Annotated in this window: 15 protein-coding genes; 8 read left to right on the top strand and 7 right to left on the bottom strand. The window is 65.4% G+C overall.

All coding sequences use genetic code 11. The features are described 5' to 3' along the window. Nucleotides 1-101 precede the first annotated feature (101 nt). Nucleotides 102-1,028, top strand: a complete 927-nt coding sequence (locus tag FAS41_RS25790; protein ID WP_138526192.1) for a hypothetical protein — start codon at nucleotides 102-104, stop codon at nucleotides 1,026-1,028. A gap of 69 nt (nucleotides 1,029-1,097) precedes the next feature. Here FAS41_RS25790 and FAS41_RS25785 read toward each other — a convergent pair whose 3' ends face one another. Continuing rightward, on the bottom strand, nucleotides 1,098-2,645 hold the full coding sequence (locus FAS41_RS25785; RefSeq protein ID WP_138526191.1) for a nucleobase:cation symporter-2 family protein: 1,548 nt from the start codon (nucleotides 2,643-2,645) through the stop codon (nucleotides 1,098-1,100). A gap of 379 nt (nucleotides 2,646-3,024) precedes the next feature. Between FAS41_RS25785 and FAS41_RS25780 the strand changes: the two genes are divergently transcribed. After that, nucleotides 3,025-3,909, top strand: coding sequence for a LysR substrate-binding domain-containing protein (locus FAS41_RS25780; protein WP_138526190.1), 885 nt, complete (start codon nucleotides 3,025-3,027; stop codon nucleotides 3,907-3,909). A 62-nt stretch (nucleotides 3,910-3,971) separates the two neighbouring features. Here FAS41_RS25780 and FAS41_RS25775 read toward each other — a convergent pair whose 3' ends face one another. After that, on the bottom strand, nucleotides 3,972-4,880 hold the full coding sequence (locus FAS41_RS25775; protein ID WP_138526189.1) for an MBL fold metallo-hydrolase: 909 nt from the start codon (nucleotides 4,878-4,880) through the stop codon (nucleotides 3,972-3,974). Between the two features lie 439 nt (nucleotides 4,881-5,319). On the opposite strand from FAS41_RS25775, the gene FAS41_RS25770 reads away from it, so the two are divergent. Then, a complete protein-coding gene (locus tag FAS41_RS25770) occupies nucleotides 5,320-6,012 on the top strand; it encodes a B3/B4 domain-containing protein (protein ID WP_138526188.1) in 693 nt (230 codons plus the stop codon). Between the two features lie 4 nt (nucleotides 6,013-6,016). On the opposite strand, the gene FAS41_RS25765 is transcribed toward FAS41_RS25770, so the two are convergent. Continuing rightward, nucleotides 6,017-6,646: a TetR/AcrR family transcriptional regulator gene (locus FAS41_RS25765; protein ID WP_138526187.1), complete on the bottom strand. Its 630-nt coding sequence runs from the start codon at nucleotides 6,644-6,646 to the stop codon at nucleotides 6,017-6,019. A 96-nt stretch (nucleotides 6,647-6,742) separates the two neighbouring features. On the opposite strand from FAS41_RS25765, the gene FAS41_RS25760 reads away from it, so the two are divergent. Then, nucleotides 6,743-7,408, top strand: a complete 666-nt coding sequence (locus tag FAS41_RS25760; protein ID WP_138526186.1) for an O-methyltransferase — start codon at nucleotides 6,743-6,745, stop codon at nucleotides 7,406-7,408. A gap of 11 nt (nucleotides 7,409-7,419) precedes the next feature. On the opposite strand, the gene FAS41_RS25755 is transcribed toward FAS41_RS25760, so the two are convergent. Then, nucleotides 7,420-8,334 carry a LysR family transcriptional regulator gene (locus FAS41_RS25755; RefSeq protein WP_138526185.1) on the bottom strand — a complete coding sequence of 305 codons (915 nt, stop codon included), beginning with the start codon at nucleotides 8,332-8,334 and terminating at the stop codon, nucleotides 7,420-7,422. A 149-nt stretch (nucleotides 8,335-8,483) separates the two neighbouring features. Here FAS41_RS25755 and FAS41_RS25750 point away from each other — a divergent pair, with 149 nt between their 5' ends. Further along, nucleotides 8,484-8,873, top strand: coding sequence for a RidA family protein (locus tag FAS41_RS25750; protein ID WP_138526184.1), 390 nt, complete (start codon nucleotides 8,484-8,486; stop codon nucleotides 8,871-8,873). A gap of 89 nt (nucleotides 8,874-8,962) precedes the next feature. Then, nucleotides 8,963-9,463 carry a GNAT family N-acetyltransferase gene (locus FAS41_RS25745; RefSeq protein ID WP_138526183.1) on the top strand — a complete coding sequence of 167 codons (501 nt, stop codon included), beginning with the start codon at nucleotides 8,963-8,965 and terminating at the stop codon, nucleotides 9,461-9,463. 18 nt (nucleotides 9,464-9,481) lie between these two features. Here FAS41_RS25745 and FAS41_RS25740 read toward each other — a convergent pair whose 3' ends face one another. Beyond that, a complete protein-coding gene (locus tag FAS41_RS25740; RefSeq protein ID WP_138526182.1) occupies nucleotides 9,482-9,901 on the bottom strand; it encodes a transcriptional regulator in 420 nt (139 codons plus the stop codon). A gap of 202 nt (nucleotides 9,902-10,103) precedes the next feature. Here FAS41_RS25740 and FAS41_RS25735 point away from each other — a divergent pair, with 202 nt between their 5' ends. Together FAS41_RS25735 and FAS41_RS25730 are read left to right on the top strand one after the other, a co-directional pair. Further along, nucleotides 10,104-10,493 (top strand): hypothetical protein, encoded by a 390-nt coding sequence (locus FAS41_RS25735; protein WP_246084939.1) that lies wholly within the window; start codon nucleotides 10,104-10,106, stop codon nucleotides 10,491-10,493. A 441-nt stretch (nucleotides 10,494-10,934) separates the two neighbouring features. After that, a complete protein-coding gene (locus FAS41_RS25730; RefSeq protein WP_138526181.1) occupies nucleotides 10,935-12,629 on the top strand; it encodes an amidase in 1,695 nt (564 codons plus the stop codon). 376 nt (nucleotides 12,630-13,005) lie between these two features. On the opposite strand, the gene FAS41_RS25725 is transcribed toward FAS41_RS25730, so the two are convergent. Together FAS41_RS25725 and gabP are read right to left on the bottom strand one after the other, a co-directional pair. Continuing rightward, the gene (locus tag FAS41_RS25725; protein WP_138526218.1) at nucleotides 13,006-14,010 is read right to left on the bottom strand and encodes a GlxA family transcriptional regulator; all 1,005 of its coding nucleotides are present in this window, start codon (nucleotides 14,008-14,010) and stop codon (nucleotides 13,006-13,008) included. Between the two features lie 61 nt (nucleotides 14,011-14,071). Continuing rightward, nucleotides 14,072-15,484 (bottom strand): GABA permease, encoded by a 1,413-nt coding sequence (gabP, locus tag FAS41_RS25720; protein WP_138526180.1) that lies wholly within the window; start codon nucleotides 15,482-15,484, stop codon nucleotides 14,072-14,074. Nucleotides 15,485-15,486 lie beyond the last annotated feature (2 nt).

The raw sequence follows: 15,486 nt of genomic DNA, 5'->3' as shown, positions 1-15,486 counted from the left end.
TGCGCTGCGCTAACGTGAATTTCTCTGTCCGTCGTGCGAAGGCGGAAAACGCCCTTCGCGGCAGGGCGTTTTCCCCGCTGGCCTTCTGCCCGGAGCGCATGATGGAGACACGCAGCAAGAGACGACGCGCCAATGCGTTGCAGATCACCCTGATGGGCGCCGGGCTGATGCTCTTCGCCCTGGTCCTGGCGGTCGCCCTGGTCAGCCTGTGGCCGCAGTCCTATCCAAAATTCCCACCCGCTGGCGCGGTCGGCGACCCTGGCGTGCAATGCCTGATCGGTTGGTGCCCGGGGCCGGATGCGCGGTTGCTGGTGATGGTCATGGTTGCCGGCGCGCTGGGCAGTTTCGTCCATGTCGCGAAGTCGTTCGGCGACTTCGTTGGCAACGACCGCTTCATGGCCAGCTGGATCTGGTGGTACCTGCTCAAGCCGTGCATCGGCATGGCATTGGCGCTGCTGCTCTATCTGATCGTGCGTGCGGTGTTCCTGGCAGTGAATGCCGCGAGCGACCCGGCCAGCGTCAACCTCTACGGGCTGATGGCCATGGCCGGGTTGGTGGGGATGGCGTCCAAGCAGGGCACCGACAAGTTCGCCGTCCTCCTCGATGCGCTGTTCCGCACCCGCCATCCTGCTGGTGACGCGCGGCGCAAGGACCCGCTGGAAAACCCCCTGGCGGTCATTACCGAAGCGCAGCCGCCGGTCCTCGACGCCCAGTCGCTCTACGTCACCCTGCGCGGCAAGGGGTTCAGTCGAGGAGCGCGGGTGCAGGTGAATGGGCGGGAGCGCGAGACGTCGCTGGCCGACAGCTCGCGCCTGGCCTTCCAGCTGTTGCCCGAGGATGTGGCCGTTGGCGGCGTTCTGACCGTGGTGGTGGTCAATCCGCCACCGGGAGGCGGGCCTTCCGCGTCACTGATGCTGGAGGTGAGCGCACCGCCCGAGGCCGAAGCGGAATCAGTGCCGCCCCATGCTGATCCGGTGGCGATGGTGGTGGCCTCGGCCGAAGAAGACTCGGCGGTGGCGCTGCACTGAACCGGCCTTTGGGCGGCGCAAACGAAAAAGGCCCCGCGAGGGGCCTTTTCATGAGCATCGGACAGATCGTCAGGCGCTGCTGTTCACCGTCTCGCGCTTCACCGTTTTGGCGGCGGGCGCGTGGTGCTCATCGTGGTCGTGATCGTCGCCGACCACCTGGACCTCGTTGCCTTCGGCGTCGTACAGCTTGCCGTTCTGGAAGTAGTCGCCTTCGTTCAGCGCGGCAATGTCGCGGTAGCGCAGAGTGCGCTCCTCGGCGGCGACGAACACCGACTGCTGGTTGGAGTTGCCGGTCTTGAGGTGGTTGAACAGCAGGTTGAGACCGATGGCCATGATCGCCGCCGAGCTGATGCCCGAGTGGAAGATGGTGGCGAACCAGCTGGGGAAGTGCTCGTAGAAGCTGGGAGCGGCGATCGGGATCATGCCGAAGCCGATGGAGGTGGCGACGATGATCAGGTTCATGTTGTTGCGGTAGTCCACCTTGGACAGGGTGCGGATACCGCTGGCCGCCACGGTGCCGAACAGCACCACGCCGGCACCACCGAGCACGGAGGAGGGTACTGCGGCGATCACCCGGCCCATCACCGGCAGCAGGCCGAGGGTCACCAGGATCAGGCCGCCGGTGGCGACCACATAGCGGCTCTTCACGCCCGTCACGGCCACCAGGCCGACGTTCTGGGCGAAGGCGCTCTGGGTGAAGGAGCCGAAGATCGGTGCCAGGATGCTCGACGCCATGTCTGCGCGCAGACCATTGCCCAGGCGCTTGGAGTCGACCTTGGTGCCGATGATCTCACCGACGGCGAGGATGTCCGCCGAGGTTTCCACCAGGGTCACCATGATCACGATCAGCATCGAGAGGATCGCGGCGACGTGGAAGGTCGGCATGCCGAAATGGAAGATCGCCGGGAAGGCCACCATCGGGCCTTCGGCCACGCGGGAGAAGTCGGTCATCCCCAGGGCGGCGGCGATCAGGGTGCCGATCACCATGGCCAGCAGGATCGACAGGCGCGAGATGGATGCGCTGCCCAGCTTGCTCAGCAGCAGGACGATCACCAGGGTGAGGGCGGCGAGACCGATGTTGGCCATGCTGCCGAATTCCGCTGCCTTGGGATTGCCACCCATGGCCCAGCGCGCTGCCACCGGCATCAGTGTGAGGCCGATGGTGGTGATGACGATGCCGGTAACCAGTGGCGGGAAGAACTTGGTGATGCGCGAGAAGATCGGCGTGATCAGGAAACCGATGAACGAGGCTGCCATTACCGCACCGAGCACGGCGTTCAGGCCGCCGCCTTCATAGCCGCCGCCGAGGATGGCGATCATGGTGGCGACACCGGCGAAGGATACGCCCTGCACCAGCGGCATCTGCGAGCCGAAGAAGGGGATGCCGAGGGTCTGCAGCAGGGTGGCGAGGCCACCGGCGAAGAGCGAGGCGGCGATCAGCAGGCCGATCTCGCTGGGGGAGAGCCCGGCCGCCTGGCCGAGGATCAGGGGCACGGCGACGATACCGCCGTACATGGTCAGAACGTGTTGCAGGCCGTACGCCAGGTTGGCGCCGATTCCGAGGTTCTCGTCTTCCGGGCGTGCTCCGGCGGACGCTACAGCTGAACGATCATTCATGGCTGAGGACTCGCTTGTTTTTGTTGTGCGGCCACTGTAGACAAAGTTCGTGGGAAATATCCACTGTTTTGTATACATGTTTATGGCCGATGGTCCGGAATCTGACCGGTCGGTTATGTGTTTTCTCAGGTTCGATAGCTCTGCAATCGGCGTTCTGCATGAAATCCTGACTCGGTGTGCCTTGCACGAAATGTGTGCATGTTTGAATCCAAAAGCACCAGTTGGCTGCATGCAAAGCTCCGAAAGGTTCTTGCCGGCCCGCTGTACACAGGTCATCGCAAATTGCGGGCCAGCGCTGTGAGGTGATGGCGGTGCTCCCCTGCCGAGGCCGGGCCTGCTATAACCGTCCGCCTCGCTCTTCGCCGGATTTCGCATAGAGATGGCCCTTCCGCCGCTGCACAGTTTCAGGGTGTTCGAAAGCGTGGCCCGCCTGGGCAGCCTGGCGGCGGCCGCCGTCGAGCTGCACGTCACCACGGGCGCGGTCAGCCAGCAGGTGAAGGCGCTGCAGGCCAGCCTGGGGGTGGAACTGTTCGAGAAACGCGGTCGCCAGCTGGTGCTGACCGCCGGTGGACGGGAGCTGCAGCAGCGCGTGGCCCGTGCCATGGGTGAGATCACCGAGGCCGTCCAGGCCTTGCAGGCGGGTCTCAGGCTGGAAGAGGAACGGGTGGAAATCTGTCTGTCGATCCCGCCGGCCGAAGGCGTGGAGTGGCTGACCCGGCCGCTGCTGCGCTTCATGGAGGAGTCACGTTCGGTGCGGGTGAGCGTGATCACCGCGCCGGGCATGCCGCAGGTGGACTGGCGCCGCGCCGACGTGGCGGTGATCTACGGCACGCCGCCGTGGCCGGGTGTCTGGTGGCGCCTGCTGCACGGTATCCGTATGACGCCGGTGTGCAGCCCGCAGTACCTGCGTGGGCCGCTGGCCATCGGCGAGGCCGCTGACCTGGCGCGGCACCGGTTGCTGCATGAGGACGATGGTAGCCAGTGGCAGCAATGGTTGGCCGAGGCTGGCCACTATCGAGGGGGCGCCGAGGACATCCATTTCGAGGATTTCGGCATGGTTCTGCAGGCGGCGCGCGATGGTTTCGGCGTGGCGCTCAGCGATGAGACGGTGTCACAGCGCGATCTCGACGAAGGGCGGCTGGTGCGCCCGTTGCCGATCTCGGTAGCGGCGGTGCACAACTACTACGTGGTCTGCCCAGAGGCGAAACGCGAACGCCCGGAGGTCCGGGCGTTCATCGAGTGGTTGCTGTCGGTGGGTGAGTAGTTCGTAGCCCGGGAGCGCTGCGGGTTGGGTGAGCCTGCAAAAAGGCGGACTGAGCGCGGGTTTCAGTACCCGTACCCGCGCCCATCGGTGAACTGGATGTCGGTCAGGATGCTGATGTCCTTCTCCACCTTGTACAGCTCCGAGCTCCTGATCAGCTCCGGATCGCTGAAGGCTTCGCCCTTCGCGCGACCGGCCTGGATCTGCTGCATCTTGTCGCGAACCGCGACGACGTCGGCATAGGTCATCGCGGGCACCTTGCTCGGGTCCTCGTCGGCGTGGGCGCCGTAGAGCGTGGTCTGCGGGTTGATCACCTTCAGGGTACTGTCCAGCGAAGCGACATAGTCCTTGAGGTTCCCCGCCAGCAGCCAGGACGGATAGAGGTGGTCGCCGGAGAGCAGGATGTTGTGCGCCTCGTCGTACAGCGCGACTTCGTCCGGCGTGTGGCCGGGCATGCTCAGCAGGCGCAGCTTCAGGCCGCCCAGGTCGATCACCTCGTCGGGCTTCACCAGTCGCGAAACCTTGAAGGGTGCGAGGGTCATGTGGTCGATGTTGCCCAGATAGACCGGTTCGGGCACCTGGTAGAGACCGTCGGCGCGACGGAATCTGGCGGTGAAGGGCGTATCCACCAGGTAGATGCTCTGGAAGTTGTGCAGCCCGCCCAGGTGGTCGAAGTGCAGGTGCGAGGGCAGTACCGAAAGCGGTTTATCGGTGATCTGGCGGGCGACCTGGGTGATGTCTTCCTTCTGGTTGGCGCCGGAATCGAACATGAGCGCCTGCTGCGAACCCACCAGCAGGTACGAATAGTTCTTCTGGTAGTAGTTCGGCTCGCCGATGGCGTAGAGGAAGTCCGTCAGCTTGTGTACGACGAAGGCCGGGCTTGCAGCTTTGGGCACTTGCGCAGCGGTCGCGGCGAAGGGCGCGCCGAGGAGGGTGGTGGAAGCCAGGGCCAGGACTTTGATCAGCGTGCGCATGGGGCGCGAACCTCTTTCTCGTTGTGGTCGGTGGGCGTTGGCGGCGGGTTGTCCGCCAGGTCATCTCACCGCTGACAAGGGCGCACTTCAATGCACGTTTTTTGCGGCCCGACAGTTCAGTTCAACTAAAACCTGGCGGGATTAGCGAAGCTGATTTGTGCGGTTCTGCATAAGCAGGGCTAATTATTCATTCGGGGATTTCATGGCAGCGATGACGCCATGTCGGTAGAACTGTGCGGGTCGGGCGCGCTGTTCGTGCCCCATTCCCACTGTTTCCGGAGCTATTCCAATGAAGTCCAGATGGACCACCTTGCTTTGCCTGCTCAATACCCTTTCCGTCGCCTGGGGCGACTACAACAAGCGCAATTTCGTCCGCCGTTGAGGCGGGCAACCCGAGAGTCCGCATCACCCTGTTTCGCCGTACACCAAGGAAATCGCCATGCAACCCGTCACACCTCACATCGATCCTGCCATTGCTTCCATCGCCCCCGGCTTTCGTGCCCTGAGCATCACCCTGGAAGCGGCGCCGATCCTTCATCCGGAAGTGGCGGAGCAGGCCCTGCGGCGGGCCTGCGCGGCACTCCAGGCGAGCGAGCCGGCCTGGGCCGATGCGCACCTGGCGGCCTGGGCCGAGGTGTTCCGCCGCTTCGGCGCCAAGCCCCAGCGCACGCCCTGTTCGGCGGAGGCGCTGCGCAAGCGCGCGCTGCGTGACGGCAGCCTGCCGAGCATCGATCCGGTGGTGGACCTGTACAACGCCATCAGCGTGCAGTTCGCGATTCCTGTCGGTGGGGAAAACCTCGCCGCCTACGTCGGCACGCCCAGCCTGACGATTGCCGGGGGCAGCGAAGCCTTCGACACGATGAAGGACGGCGCACCGGCCCATGAGTCTCCCGATGCCGGCGAGGTCATCTGGCGCGACGAGATTGGCGTTACCTGCCGGCGCTGGAACTGGCGGCAGGGTGTGCGCACCCGCCTGGACGCTGAGGCTCAGCGTATGTGGTTCATCCTCGAAAGCCTGCCGGAGATGCCGCTGAAGGCCCTGCACGAGGCGGGCGACCAATTGGTTGCCGGGTTGCAGGCGATGATGCCGGGGGCGAGGGCCGAGGTGCTGCTGGTGGAGTGCAGGGCCTGAGCCGTCACTTCGCGAGGCTTTCCAGGTAAGCGCAGAACATATCCGCCATGGCTCCGCTGAAGGCCTCGATCTCTTCCGAGCTGCGCGGGCTTTCCGAGAACTGCTTGCCCACCGAGCCGAGCGTCGTGGTGATCAGTTCGCGGGCGAGTGTGCGTTGCGATTCGCTGGTGAGTGGCAGGACCTGGGCAATGAACGCGTGGAAAATCCCCGCGCCGGCGGCCTTGGCCTCCCGGGCCTCGGGCGCGTCGCGGTAGAGCGGAGCCGCATCGCTCAGGGCGATGCGCATGCGCGCCTCCTCGCACTCGGAGCGGATGAAGGCGTGCACGAGGTTACGCAGGCGCTGCAGCGGCGGCTGGCTTTCATCGACTAGCAGGCCGCGCAGCATCTCGGTGGTCTGTCGCCACTCATCGCTCTGCAGACGGAACAGGATCGCGGCCTTGTTCGGGAAGTACTGGTACAGCGAGCCCACACTGACCCCGGCACGCTCGGCGACCCGCGCGGTGGTGAAACGCTGGGCGCCTTCCTTCTCCAGAACCTGAACAGCGGCGTCGAGAATGGCCGTCACCAGGTCGTTGGAACGGGCCTGTTTCGGTTCCTTGCGTGTGGAAATACGCGGGCTGCGGCGTTCGCTCATGGCTGGCTCCGGCAATGCGAATAGTAAAACCTGACGAAAAGATCGCATTCTAGTCGGGCGCTGTTTCGCACTCAAATTCCACACGGGAAACCCACCATGACGACCCTCACTTCCGCCCCCGTGGCACCCCTGTTGCAACACCTGTTCGAGGAGGCCGACGCGGCTTCTCCGCAGTCCAGCCCGGCCTTCGCCAACCTCGACCAGTCCGCGCTGACACGCCTGATGCAGAGCAAGACGCAGTACCGCGAACTCTATGGCCAGCTCAAGGACCAGCCGCTGCCTGTCTCGCGGGAGACGGGTGCGCTGCTGTACATGCTGGCGCGTGGCATCGGCGCGAAGCACATTGTCGAGTTCGGCACTTCGTTCGGCATCTCCACCCTGCATCTGGCGGCAGCACTGCGCGACAACGGCGGCGGCCGGTTGATCACCAGCGAGTTCGAACCTTCGAAAGTGGCGCGGGCGCAGGCCAACCTGGTGGCCGGCGGTGTCGCCGACCTGGTAGAGATCCGCCAGGGCGACGCGCTGCAGACCCTGGCCCACGATCTGCCCGAACGCATCGACCTGCTACTGCTCGATGGTGCCAAGTCCCTCTACCCGGACATTCTTGCCCTGGTGGAAAGTCGCCTGCGCCCCGGTGCGATGATCATCGCGGACAACGCCGATTACTGCCCGGAGTACCTTGCCGAAGTGAGACTGCCGGGCGGGCGCTACCTGTCGATTCCCTTCGCCGACGATGTGGAGTTGTCCATGCGCCTGGGTTGAAGCTGCGGTGGCTACAGCGGCGGCTGGGCCACCGGCGCATGCCGCGCCATCAGCTCGACGACCCAGTCGATGAACACCCGCAGCTTGGCACTGACGTGGCGATTGGGTGGGAAGGCCAGGTACAGCGGCATGCTCCAGTCGCCGAACAGCTCCACCAGTTCGCCGCGCGCCAGGGCGTCCAATGCCATGTAGCGCGGCAACCAGAGTACGCCCATGCCGGCAATTCCGGCGGCCAGGTAGGCGTTGCCGTCGTCCACCGTCAGCACCGGACGACCGTGGACCTGGACATTCTCGCCGTCCTTCTCCAGGGCGTAGGAAAGCGGTTTGCCGGTGCGCGCCCAGAGGTAGCCGACGATGCGTTGCTGGCCGTCTTCCAGGTCGCGCGGATGTCGGGGCACGCCGACGCGCCGCAGGTAGGCGGGCGCCGCGAAGACGCCCAGGGCCAGGTCGCCAACCTTGCGAGCCATCAGTGACAGGTCAGTGAGTTCGCCGCCACGCACCATGCAGTCGACGTTCTCGTCGATCAGGTCGACCATTCGATCACTGACGCCCAGGTCGATCTGGATGTCCGGATAGCGCTCATGGAAGTCGGGCAGGGCAGGGATCAGCAGCAGACGTGCCAACGGGCTGGGTACGTCCACCCGCAAGCGTCCGCGCGGCACCGCGGCAGCGCTGGAGAGGCTGGTCTCGGCGTCGTCCATGTCCGCCAGCAGACGCACCACGCGCTCGTAGTACGCAGCGCCATCAGCGGTAAGGTTGAGCTTGCGCGTGGTGCGGTTGAGCAGGCGCACGCGCAGCCGCGCTTCCAGTTGCTGGATCAGCTGGGTGACGCTGGTGCGACTCATGTGCAGGGTGTCGGCGGCCTTGGTGAAGCTGCCGGTTTCCACCACACGGGCGAAGGCTTGCATCGCATCGAAACGGTCCATGGCGGCTCCGGCTGGCTTGTGCAGGGGACACTGCCCCAGGTTTGATTGTTTGGATTCTACAAACAATGCTGTCCAGTGTTGCCCGATTATCGCCGTCGCCGGGCACCGTAACCTGCCTCCATCGTTGAACCCCTCGATGGAGCAAGCAGATGACGACTCGTGACGTGGTATTCCCCGCCGGCCGCCAGGCCCTTTATGAACGCAACCGCTATTCCCCGGCCATCCGCAGCAACGGCCTGCTGTTCGTCTCCGGTCAGGTGGGCAGTCGCGAGGACGGCTCGCCCGAGCCGGGGCTCGACGCCCAGGTGCGACGCGCCTTCGCTAACCTCAATGCGATCCTGGCCGCCGCCGGCTGCACCTTCGAGGACGTGATGGACGTGACGATCTTCATGGTCGACCCCCAGGCGAATTTCGAGCGCGCCTGGCAGGTCGCCGCCGACTATTGGGGCGCCGCCCCCTATCCAACGGTGACGGCGGTGGGCGTGACCTGGCTGTACGGCTTCGATTTCGAGATCAAGGTGGTCGCAAGGCTGCCGTAGGACTGAACCGGCCGCAGGGCAGGGCGGCGAGACGGGGCGGCCGGGTTTTATTACCATGCCGTCCTGTTTCGTTCTGCCAGGAATTCTCCATGACTGCCCCGACCTTCCGCACCGCCATCCCCGCCGACACCGACCGCTGCTTCGAGATCGAAACCACCGCCTATGAAGGCGACGAGGCAGCCACCCGCGAGAAGATCGCCACGCGCATCGCGCAGTATCCCGAAGGCTTCCTGATCATGGAGCTGGACGGCGAGATCATCGGCTTCATCAACAGCGGTTGTGCGTTCGAGGTGGTGATGTCCGACGAGGCGTTCAAGGAACTCGTCGGTCATGACGCGGCAGCGCCCAACGTGGTGATCATGTCGGTGGTCATCGACCCGGCGCAGCAGGGCAAGGGTTACGCCTCGCTGCTGATGCGCACTTTCATCGAGCGCATGACCGGGCTGGGCAAGCGCACCATCCACCTGATGTGCAAGGACCGCCACGTGCCGCTCTACGAGCGCATGGGCTATCGCTACGTGAAGCCGTCGGCGTCGGACCACGGCGGCATGGCGTGGCACGAGATGGTGATGGAGCTGGCTCACGCCTGATCCCTGGCGCCTGATCGCTCAACGTTCCGGCCGGTCGTTCACCCGGTCGCGGGTGGCGCGCTCGGCCAGTAGGTCGAAGGAGTCCGGCAGCAGGGCGGTTTCGCCCTGTTCATCGAGCAACTGACGGAACACCAGGTGGTCCGGGAAGCTGCGGCTGATCAGGGTGAGCAGCTCGGTGCCGCGGTCGGTCAGCTCGAAGTTGTTGCCGGTGCCGCCATGCTCGCGCGGACGCTGGCGGATGTAGCCGTTCCTGAGCAGATCACCCTCCAGGTCACCGGCAACCCTTTTCAGATGGTCCACGCTGCTGTTCAGCGGCTCGCCTTGCAGGCGGTGCTGTTCGGCGACTTCCTCGCCGCACTCGCGGGCCTTGTAGGGTTGGTCGGCGCATTCCTGGGCGCGCAGCAGCAGACGTTCGATCAGGTCCCAGTCATAGCTCATGGCATGTCCTCCGGAGTTGGAAAGACGGGGGCTTCCTGATTTGCGACCCGGCCGGGCGGGGAGGGTTCGAACTTCCTGCGAAGCGGCGTGCAACCATCAATACCGTCGAGTCTCACTATCGATGCAATCGAGTGGTGCGCAGGCCGTGCGCGGCGGACTATCTGCCCCAAGAGCTTGTTGAACCGAGCAAGGGACAGAACCGATGAACACTCCGCGCCCAACACCCAATCGCCTGGCTGCCCGCATCGCCCTCGGTCCGCTGTTGCTGGTCGTGGCGAGCCTGACCGGTTGCGCAGCGACCTCCGAAACCCAACTGAGCTGGGACAGTCTCGGCGGCACTACTACCCAGGACAGCAGCGCTTACCTGAACTGTATCGACGGCAGGCTTACCCCCGGCACCGCTACCTTCGTCAGCGACAGCGGTACTACTCGGCAGTTGCTCACTGGCAGCGCCGATCCGCTGCTGGCCAGCGGCATCGTGCAGGTGACCCCGATCACTGGCGGCAACCACTTCAGCGCCTACCAGCGCAGCGCCTGGCAGGACAAAGGCGAGCTGCTGGATGCCGCCTACCAGTGTTCGCAGCACAGCTAATGATCTGATTTATCTTCGGGCCGGCCGCTTCCCCCAGCGACCCGCCCAGCGCCGGCAGGCGGCGAATGGCCTGCGTCAGTGTCTGCCATCGGGCTTTCGCTGAATCACTCTCCAGGGGCGCTCCCCCCAGCGCCCACATATCGCCCATTGAGCCCCCCACTCGATGGGCGTTTTTTTTAATTTACGACTGTTGTGTATTCTGATCGGGCATGCCAGTGTGTGCGCCCTGGCGGCTGTATTCGCCTTTCCGTGCCCAGGATGCGCATCCGGTTTGTCCGCCGGGCGCTGAACGCCGCCGCCGGCCGACGGTAAACTCACTCCCGTCGCGTAACAGAAGTACAAGAGAATCGAGATGAACACGCATTTTCCGACTTGCGCTGTCTGGGTCCGTCGCGACGCAGACCTGCCCCTTCCCACCAACCTTCAGCCGACGGTGAAAGCATGATCGAGGTAACCGAAGTTTCCATTGCGCAGCTGCGTGAAGCCCTGGAGTCGGGCCGCACCACCGCGGTTGAACTGGTCAAGGCCTACCTCGCGCGCATCGACGCCTACGATGGTCCGACCCAGCTCAACGCCGTGGTCGTGCGCAACACCGAGGCCCTGAAGGAAGCCGAAGCCTCCGACGCCCGCCGCGCCCGTGGCGAGACCCTCGGCCCGCTGGACGGCATCCCCTACACCGCCAAGGACAGCTACCTGGTCAAGGGCCTGACCGCCGCCTCCGGCAGCCCGGCCTTCAAGGACCTGGTTGCGTACCGCGACGCCTTCACCGTCGAGCGCCTGCGCGCCGGCGGCGCCATCTGCCTGGGCAAGACCAACATGCCGCCCATGGCCAACGGTGGCATGCAGCGCGGCGTGTACGGCCGCGCGGAAAGCCCGTACAACCGCAAGTTCCTGACTGCGCCGTTCGCCTCCGGCTCCTCCAACGGTGCCGGCACCGCGACCGCCGCGAGCTTCTCGGCCTTCGGCCTGGCGGAAGAAACCTGGTCCAGCGGTCGTGGCCCGGCCTCGAACAATGGCCTGTGCGCCTACACCCCATCCCGTGGCGTGATCTCGGTGCGCGGCAACTGGCCGCTGACCCCGACCATGGACGTCGTTGTGCCCTACGCGCGCACCATGGCCGACCTGCTGGAAGTGCTCGACGTGGTCGTCGCCGAAGACAGCGACAAGCGTGGCGACCTCTGGCGCCTGCAACCGTGGGTGCCGATCCCCGCCGTGAGCGACGTGCGCCCGGCGTCCTACCTGGACCTCGCCACCGGCCCCGAAGCCCTCAAGGGCAAGCGCCTGGGCGTGCCGCGCATGTTCATCAACAAGGACGAACTGGCCGGCACCAGCGAGAAGCCCGGCATCGGCGGCCCGACCGGCCAGCGCATCAACACCCGCGCCTCGGTCATCGACCTCTGGGAACAGGCCCGCAAGGCCCTGGAAGCCGCCGGCGCCGAAGTCGTCGAAGTGGACTTCCCGCTGGTCTCCAACTGCGAGGGGGACCGTCCTGGCGCACCGACCGTATTCAACCGTGGTTTCGTCACCGAGCAGTTCATGCATGACGAATTGTGGGAGCTGTCCGGCTGGGGCTTCGACGATTTCCTCCGCGCCAACGGCGACCCCAAGCTGAACAAGCTGGCTGACGTCGATGGCCCGCAGATCTTCCCGCACGATCCAGGCACCCTGCCTAACCGCGAGGACGACCTGGTCGCCGGCATGGACGAGTACGTCAACATGGCCAAGCGCGGCCTGAAGACCTGGGACCAGATCGAGAGCCTGCCCGACGGCCTGCGTGGCCTGGAAAAGACCCGCAAGCTCGACCTCGAAGACTGGATGGACGGCCTGAAGCTGGACGCCGTGCTGTTCCCCACCGTGGCCGACGTCGGTCCGGCGGATGCCGACGTGAACCCTGAGTCGGCCGACATCGCCTGGAGCAACGGCATCTGGGTCGCCAACGGCAACCTGGCGATCCGTCACCTGGGCGTGCCGACTGTCACCGTGCCGATGGGCGTGATGGCCGACATCGGCATGCCGGTAGGCCTGACCTTTGCCGGTCGCGCCTATGACGACTCCGCGCTGCTGCGCTTCGCTGCTGCCTTCGAGGCCACCGGTTCCAAGCGCCTGGTGCCGCCGAGCACGCCGCCGCTGGGCTGATCGGCTCGTCGCTTCACGTCGTATAAGAAACCGCGCCCCAGGGCGCGGTTTTTTATGGTTGGCGGCAGGGCCTCTTCGTAGAAACGGGTCAGTGCGGTGCCTTGTAGGATGGATGGAGCGCAGCGATACCCATGCTGTCGTGCGAGACCCAGATGGGTATCGCTGCGCTCCACGCCATCCTACGAACGTGTTCTATCGAGGGGGGCGGCATCTTCGGCGAGGTATTCCAGGCAGTCCCGTAGGGTGGATAACGCCTTCAGGCGTTATCCACCCATTCAGCGCATAACCCGTTCCGGGTTATGCGCCCTACGAGGCTGGTGCCGCAGTCAACCTGTAGGAGCGGGCCATGCCCGCGATTCGCGCGCATGGCGCGCTCCTACAGGGTTCGTTGGGCTTTCACGCAGCCGTGGCGCGCTTCCTTGGACGGCGAGTAGCCATAGAAGGACGTGTAGCACTTGCTGAAATGGCTGGGCGAGACGAAGCCGCAGGCCAGCCCGACCTCGTACATCGGCAGGCTGGAATGCTGCAGCAGGCGGCGGCTTTCGGTGATGCGCAGCTCCAGGTAATAGCGCACCGGCGTGGTGCCCAGCTGTTCCTGGAACAGCCGCTCGATCTGCCGCTTGGAGCGGCCGACGTAGCTCGACAGCTGATCCTGGCTCAGGGGCTCCTCGATGTTCGCGCTCATCAGGTTGATCGCTTCGCGCAGTGGCTCGCTGAGCTTCTCGTGCAGCGCCGGGCGGGTGCGGCGGAAGCGCGATTCCTCGAAGGCGAGGATATCGACGATGGCGTCCACCAGCTCGCGGCCGTGGCGGGCGTTGATCCACTCCAGCACCAGGTTGAAGGCGCCGGTGGGGCTGGCGGCGGTCAGGCGGTCGCGGTCGGCCTGGTAGCTCTCGCTGGTGACTTCGCTGTGCCGAGCGATCTCCGCCAGCGCCGCGCGGTTCTCGGGGTGGATGGCGCAACGGTAGCCGTCCAGCAGACCAGCCTGGCCGAGGAACCAGGCACCGTTCCACAGGCCGGCGAGGGCGATGCCCTTGTCGGCAGCCGTCTGTAGCAGGCGCGTCAGTTCGGGCATCGCATGCAGCGGTGTGCGCAGGCCGCCGCAGACCACCAGCAGGTCCAGGTCCGAAAGCTGCGCCGAGGTCAGCGTGGCGCCGGGGCAGATCACCAGGCCAAGGTCGCTGGTGACGGATTCGCCGTCGAGGCTGAACGTCTCGGTAGCGAACGATTGCGCGCGGATCAGATTGGCGGTGACCAGCGTGTCCAGCGCCTGGGTGAAGGCCGGCAGCGAGAAGTGTTCGAGCAGCAGGAAGCCCACCCGCGCGAGGCGGCCGGGCTCCTTGGGTTCACCCTCGAGGTAGCGCAGGTTGCGGCCCTGCATGGCCCCACTGAACTGGCGGCGTTCGACCAATCGACACCTCGTCTGCGTGCGGGCGGCTGGCTCAGCCGCGCACGGCACGGCGGCCGATGGCGGTCTGGTGACGGTGTGATGTGCGCCGGCTGGTCTGGCTGAGCAGGATGATGATGACCGTCAGCGCCAGGGTCGAACTCACCTCGATGCGGTGCGTCGGCATGATGAACATCACCGCGAGGATGAAGCTGATGATCCCGATCACCAGCCAGGTCAGCCAGGGGAACAGCCACATGCGAAATGCCAGCTCGTGGTTGCGCCGGCGCAGGATGCCGCGCATGCGCAGCTGCGACACGGCGATGGCGAGGTAGACGAGCAGGGCGATGGAGCCGGAGCTGGCCAGCAGGAATTCGAACAGCCGGCCCGGCGCAAAGAAGTTCAGGAGGGTGGTGAACATGCCGATCAGCGTGCTGGCGATCACCGCCGCGCGCGGCACCCCGGCAGCGGAGGTGCGCTGGATAAAGGCCGGCGCGTCGTGGCGGCGGCTCAGCGAATAGATCATCCGTGAGGCGATGTACACCGAGGAATTCAGGCAGCTGGCCACGGCGACCAGTACCACCAGGTCCATCAGCAGTTGCGCGTTGGGAATGTTCAGCAGCTCCAGGGCGCGCTGGTAGGAGCCGATCTCCACCAGGCGTGGGTCATTCCACGGCACCACCGAGATGATCACCAGGATCGACAGCAGGTAGAACACGCTGATGCGCCAGATCACCGAACGCGTGGCCTTGGCGATGTTGCGACTGGGATCGCTGGATTCGGCGGCAGCGATGGTCACCGCCTCGGTGCCGATGAAGCTGAACAGGGTGGTGATCAGCGCGCTGAAGATGGCTGTCCAGCCGTTGGGCATGAAGCCGCCGTGCTCGCCCATCAGCTTGTGCAGGCCGCTGACCTCGCGCCCCGGCAACAAGCCCAGCAGCGCCGCCGCACCGAGGCCGATGAAAGCGACGATGGCAACCACCTTGAGCATGGCGAACCAGAATTCGAACTCGCCGTACTTGGCGACGCTGAACAGGTTGGTGACGGTGAGCAGTAGCGTCATCGACAGGGCAAAGACCCAGGTCTCGACCTGCGGGAACCAGTTGTTGAGGATGACCCCGGCGGCGATGGCCTCGATGGGAATCACCAGCACCCAGAACCACCAGTACAGCCAGCCGATGGTGAATCCGGCCCAGCGGCCGATGGCCTGGTCGGCGTAGGCGGAGAAGGAGCCGGTGTCAGGGCTGGCCACGGCCATCTCGCCGAGCATGCGCATGACCAGCACCACCAGCAGCCCGGAGAGGGCGTAGGCGACGATAGCGGCGGGGCCGGCGGCAGCGATCGCGTGGCCGGAGCCGACGAACAGCCCCGCGCCGATGATCCCCGCGATGGAGAGCATGGTTACGTGGCGGGGCTTGAAGCCCTGCACCAGATCGCCATTGGCGCCTTTTGCACGGGGAGCACTCATCT

It is taken from the genome of Pseudomonas nicosulfuronedens (assembly GCF_005877905.1).
Taxonomy (GTDB): domain Bacteria; phylum Pseudomonadota; class Gammaproteobacteria; order Pseudomonadales; family Pseudomonadaceae; genus Pseudomonas; species Pseudomonas nicosulfuronedens.
The sequence above is the reverse complement of the archived record's forward strand: the minus strand, read 5'-3'. Positions and strand labels throughout refer to the sequence as shown.

Excerpts from the sequence above, each read along its gene's own strand:
- FAS41_RS25790 (WP_138526192.1), top strand. The coding sequence starts at position 102 with ATGGAGACACGCAGCAAGAGACGACGCGCCAATGCGTTGCAGATCACC.
- FAS41_RS25785 (WP_138526191.1), bottom strand. The coding sequence starts at position 2,645 with ATGAATGATCGTTCAGCTGTAGCGTCCGCCGGAGCACGCCCGGAAGAC.
- FAS41_RS25780 (WP_138526190.1), top strand. The coding sequence starts at position 3,025 with ATGGCCCTTCCGCCGCTGCACAGTTTCAGGGTGTTCGAAAGCGTGGCC.
- FAS41_RS25775 (WP_138526189.1), bottom strand. The coding sequence starts at position 4,880 with ATGCGCACGCTGATCAAAGTCCTGGCCCTGGCTTCCACCACCCTCCTC.
- FAS41_RS25770 (WP_138526188.1), top strand. The coding sequence starts at position 5,320 with ATGCAACCCGTCACACCTCACATCGATCCTGCCATTGCTTCCATCGCC.
- FAS41_RS25765 (WP_138526187.1), bottom strand. The coding sequence starts at position 6,646 with ATGAGCGAACGCCGCAGCCCGCGTATTTCCACACGCAAGGAACCGAAA.
- FAS41_RS25760 (WP_138526186.1), top strand. The coding sequence starts at position 6,743 with ATGACGACCCTCACTTCCGCCCCCGTGGCACCCCTGTTGCAACACCTG.
- FAS41_RS25755 (WP_138526185.1), bottom strand. The coding sequence starts at position 8,334 with ATGGACCGTTTCGATGCGATGCAAGCCTTCGCCCGTGTGGTGGAAACC.
- FAS41_RS25750 (WP_138526184.1), top strand. The coding sequence starts at position 8,484 with ATGACGACTCGTGACGTGGTATTCCCCGCCGGCCGCCAGGCCCTTTAT.
- FAS41_RS25745 (WP_138526183.1), top strand. The coding sequence starts at position 8,963 with ATGACTGCCCCGACCTTCCGCACCGCCATCCCCGCCGACACCGACCGC.
- FAS41_RS25740 (WP_138526182.1), bottom strand. The coding sequence starts at position 9,901 with ATGAGCTATGACTGGGACCTGATCGAACGTCTGCTGCTGCGCGCCCAG.
- FAS41_RS25735 (WP_246084939.1), top strand. The coding sequence starts at position 10,104 with ATGAACACTCCGCGCCCAACACCCAATCGCCTGGCTGCCCGCATCGCC.
- FAS41_RS25730 (WP_138526181.1), top strand. The coding sequence starts at position 10,935 with ATGATCGAGGTAACCGAAGTTTCCATTGCGCAGCTGCGTGAAGCCCTG.
- FAS41_RS25725 (WP_138526218.1), bottom strand. The coding sequence starts at position 14,010 with ATGCAGGGCCGCAACCTGCGCTACCTCGAGGGTGAACCCAAGGAGCCC.
- gabP (WP_138526180.1), bottom strand. The coding sequence starts at position 15,484 with ATGAGTGCTCCCCGTGCAAAAGGCGCCAATGGCGATCTGGTGCAGGGC.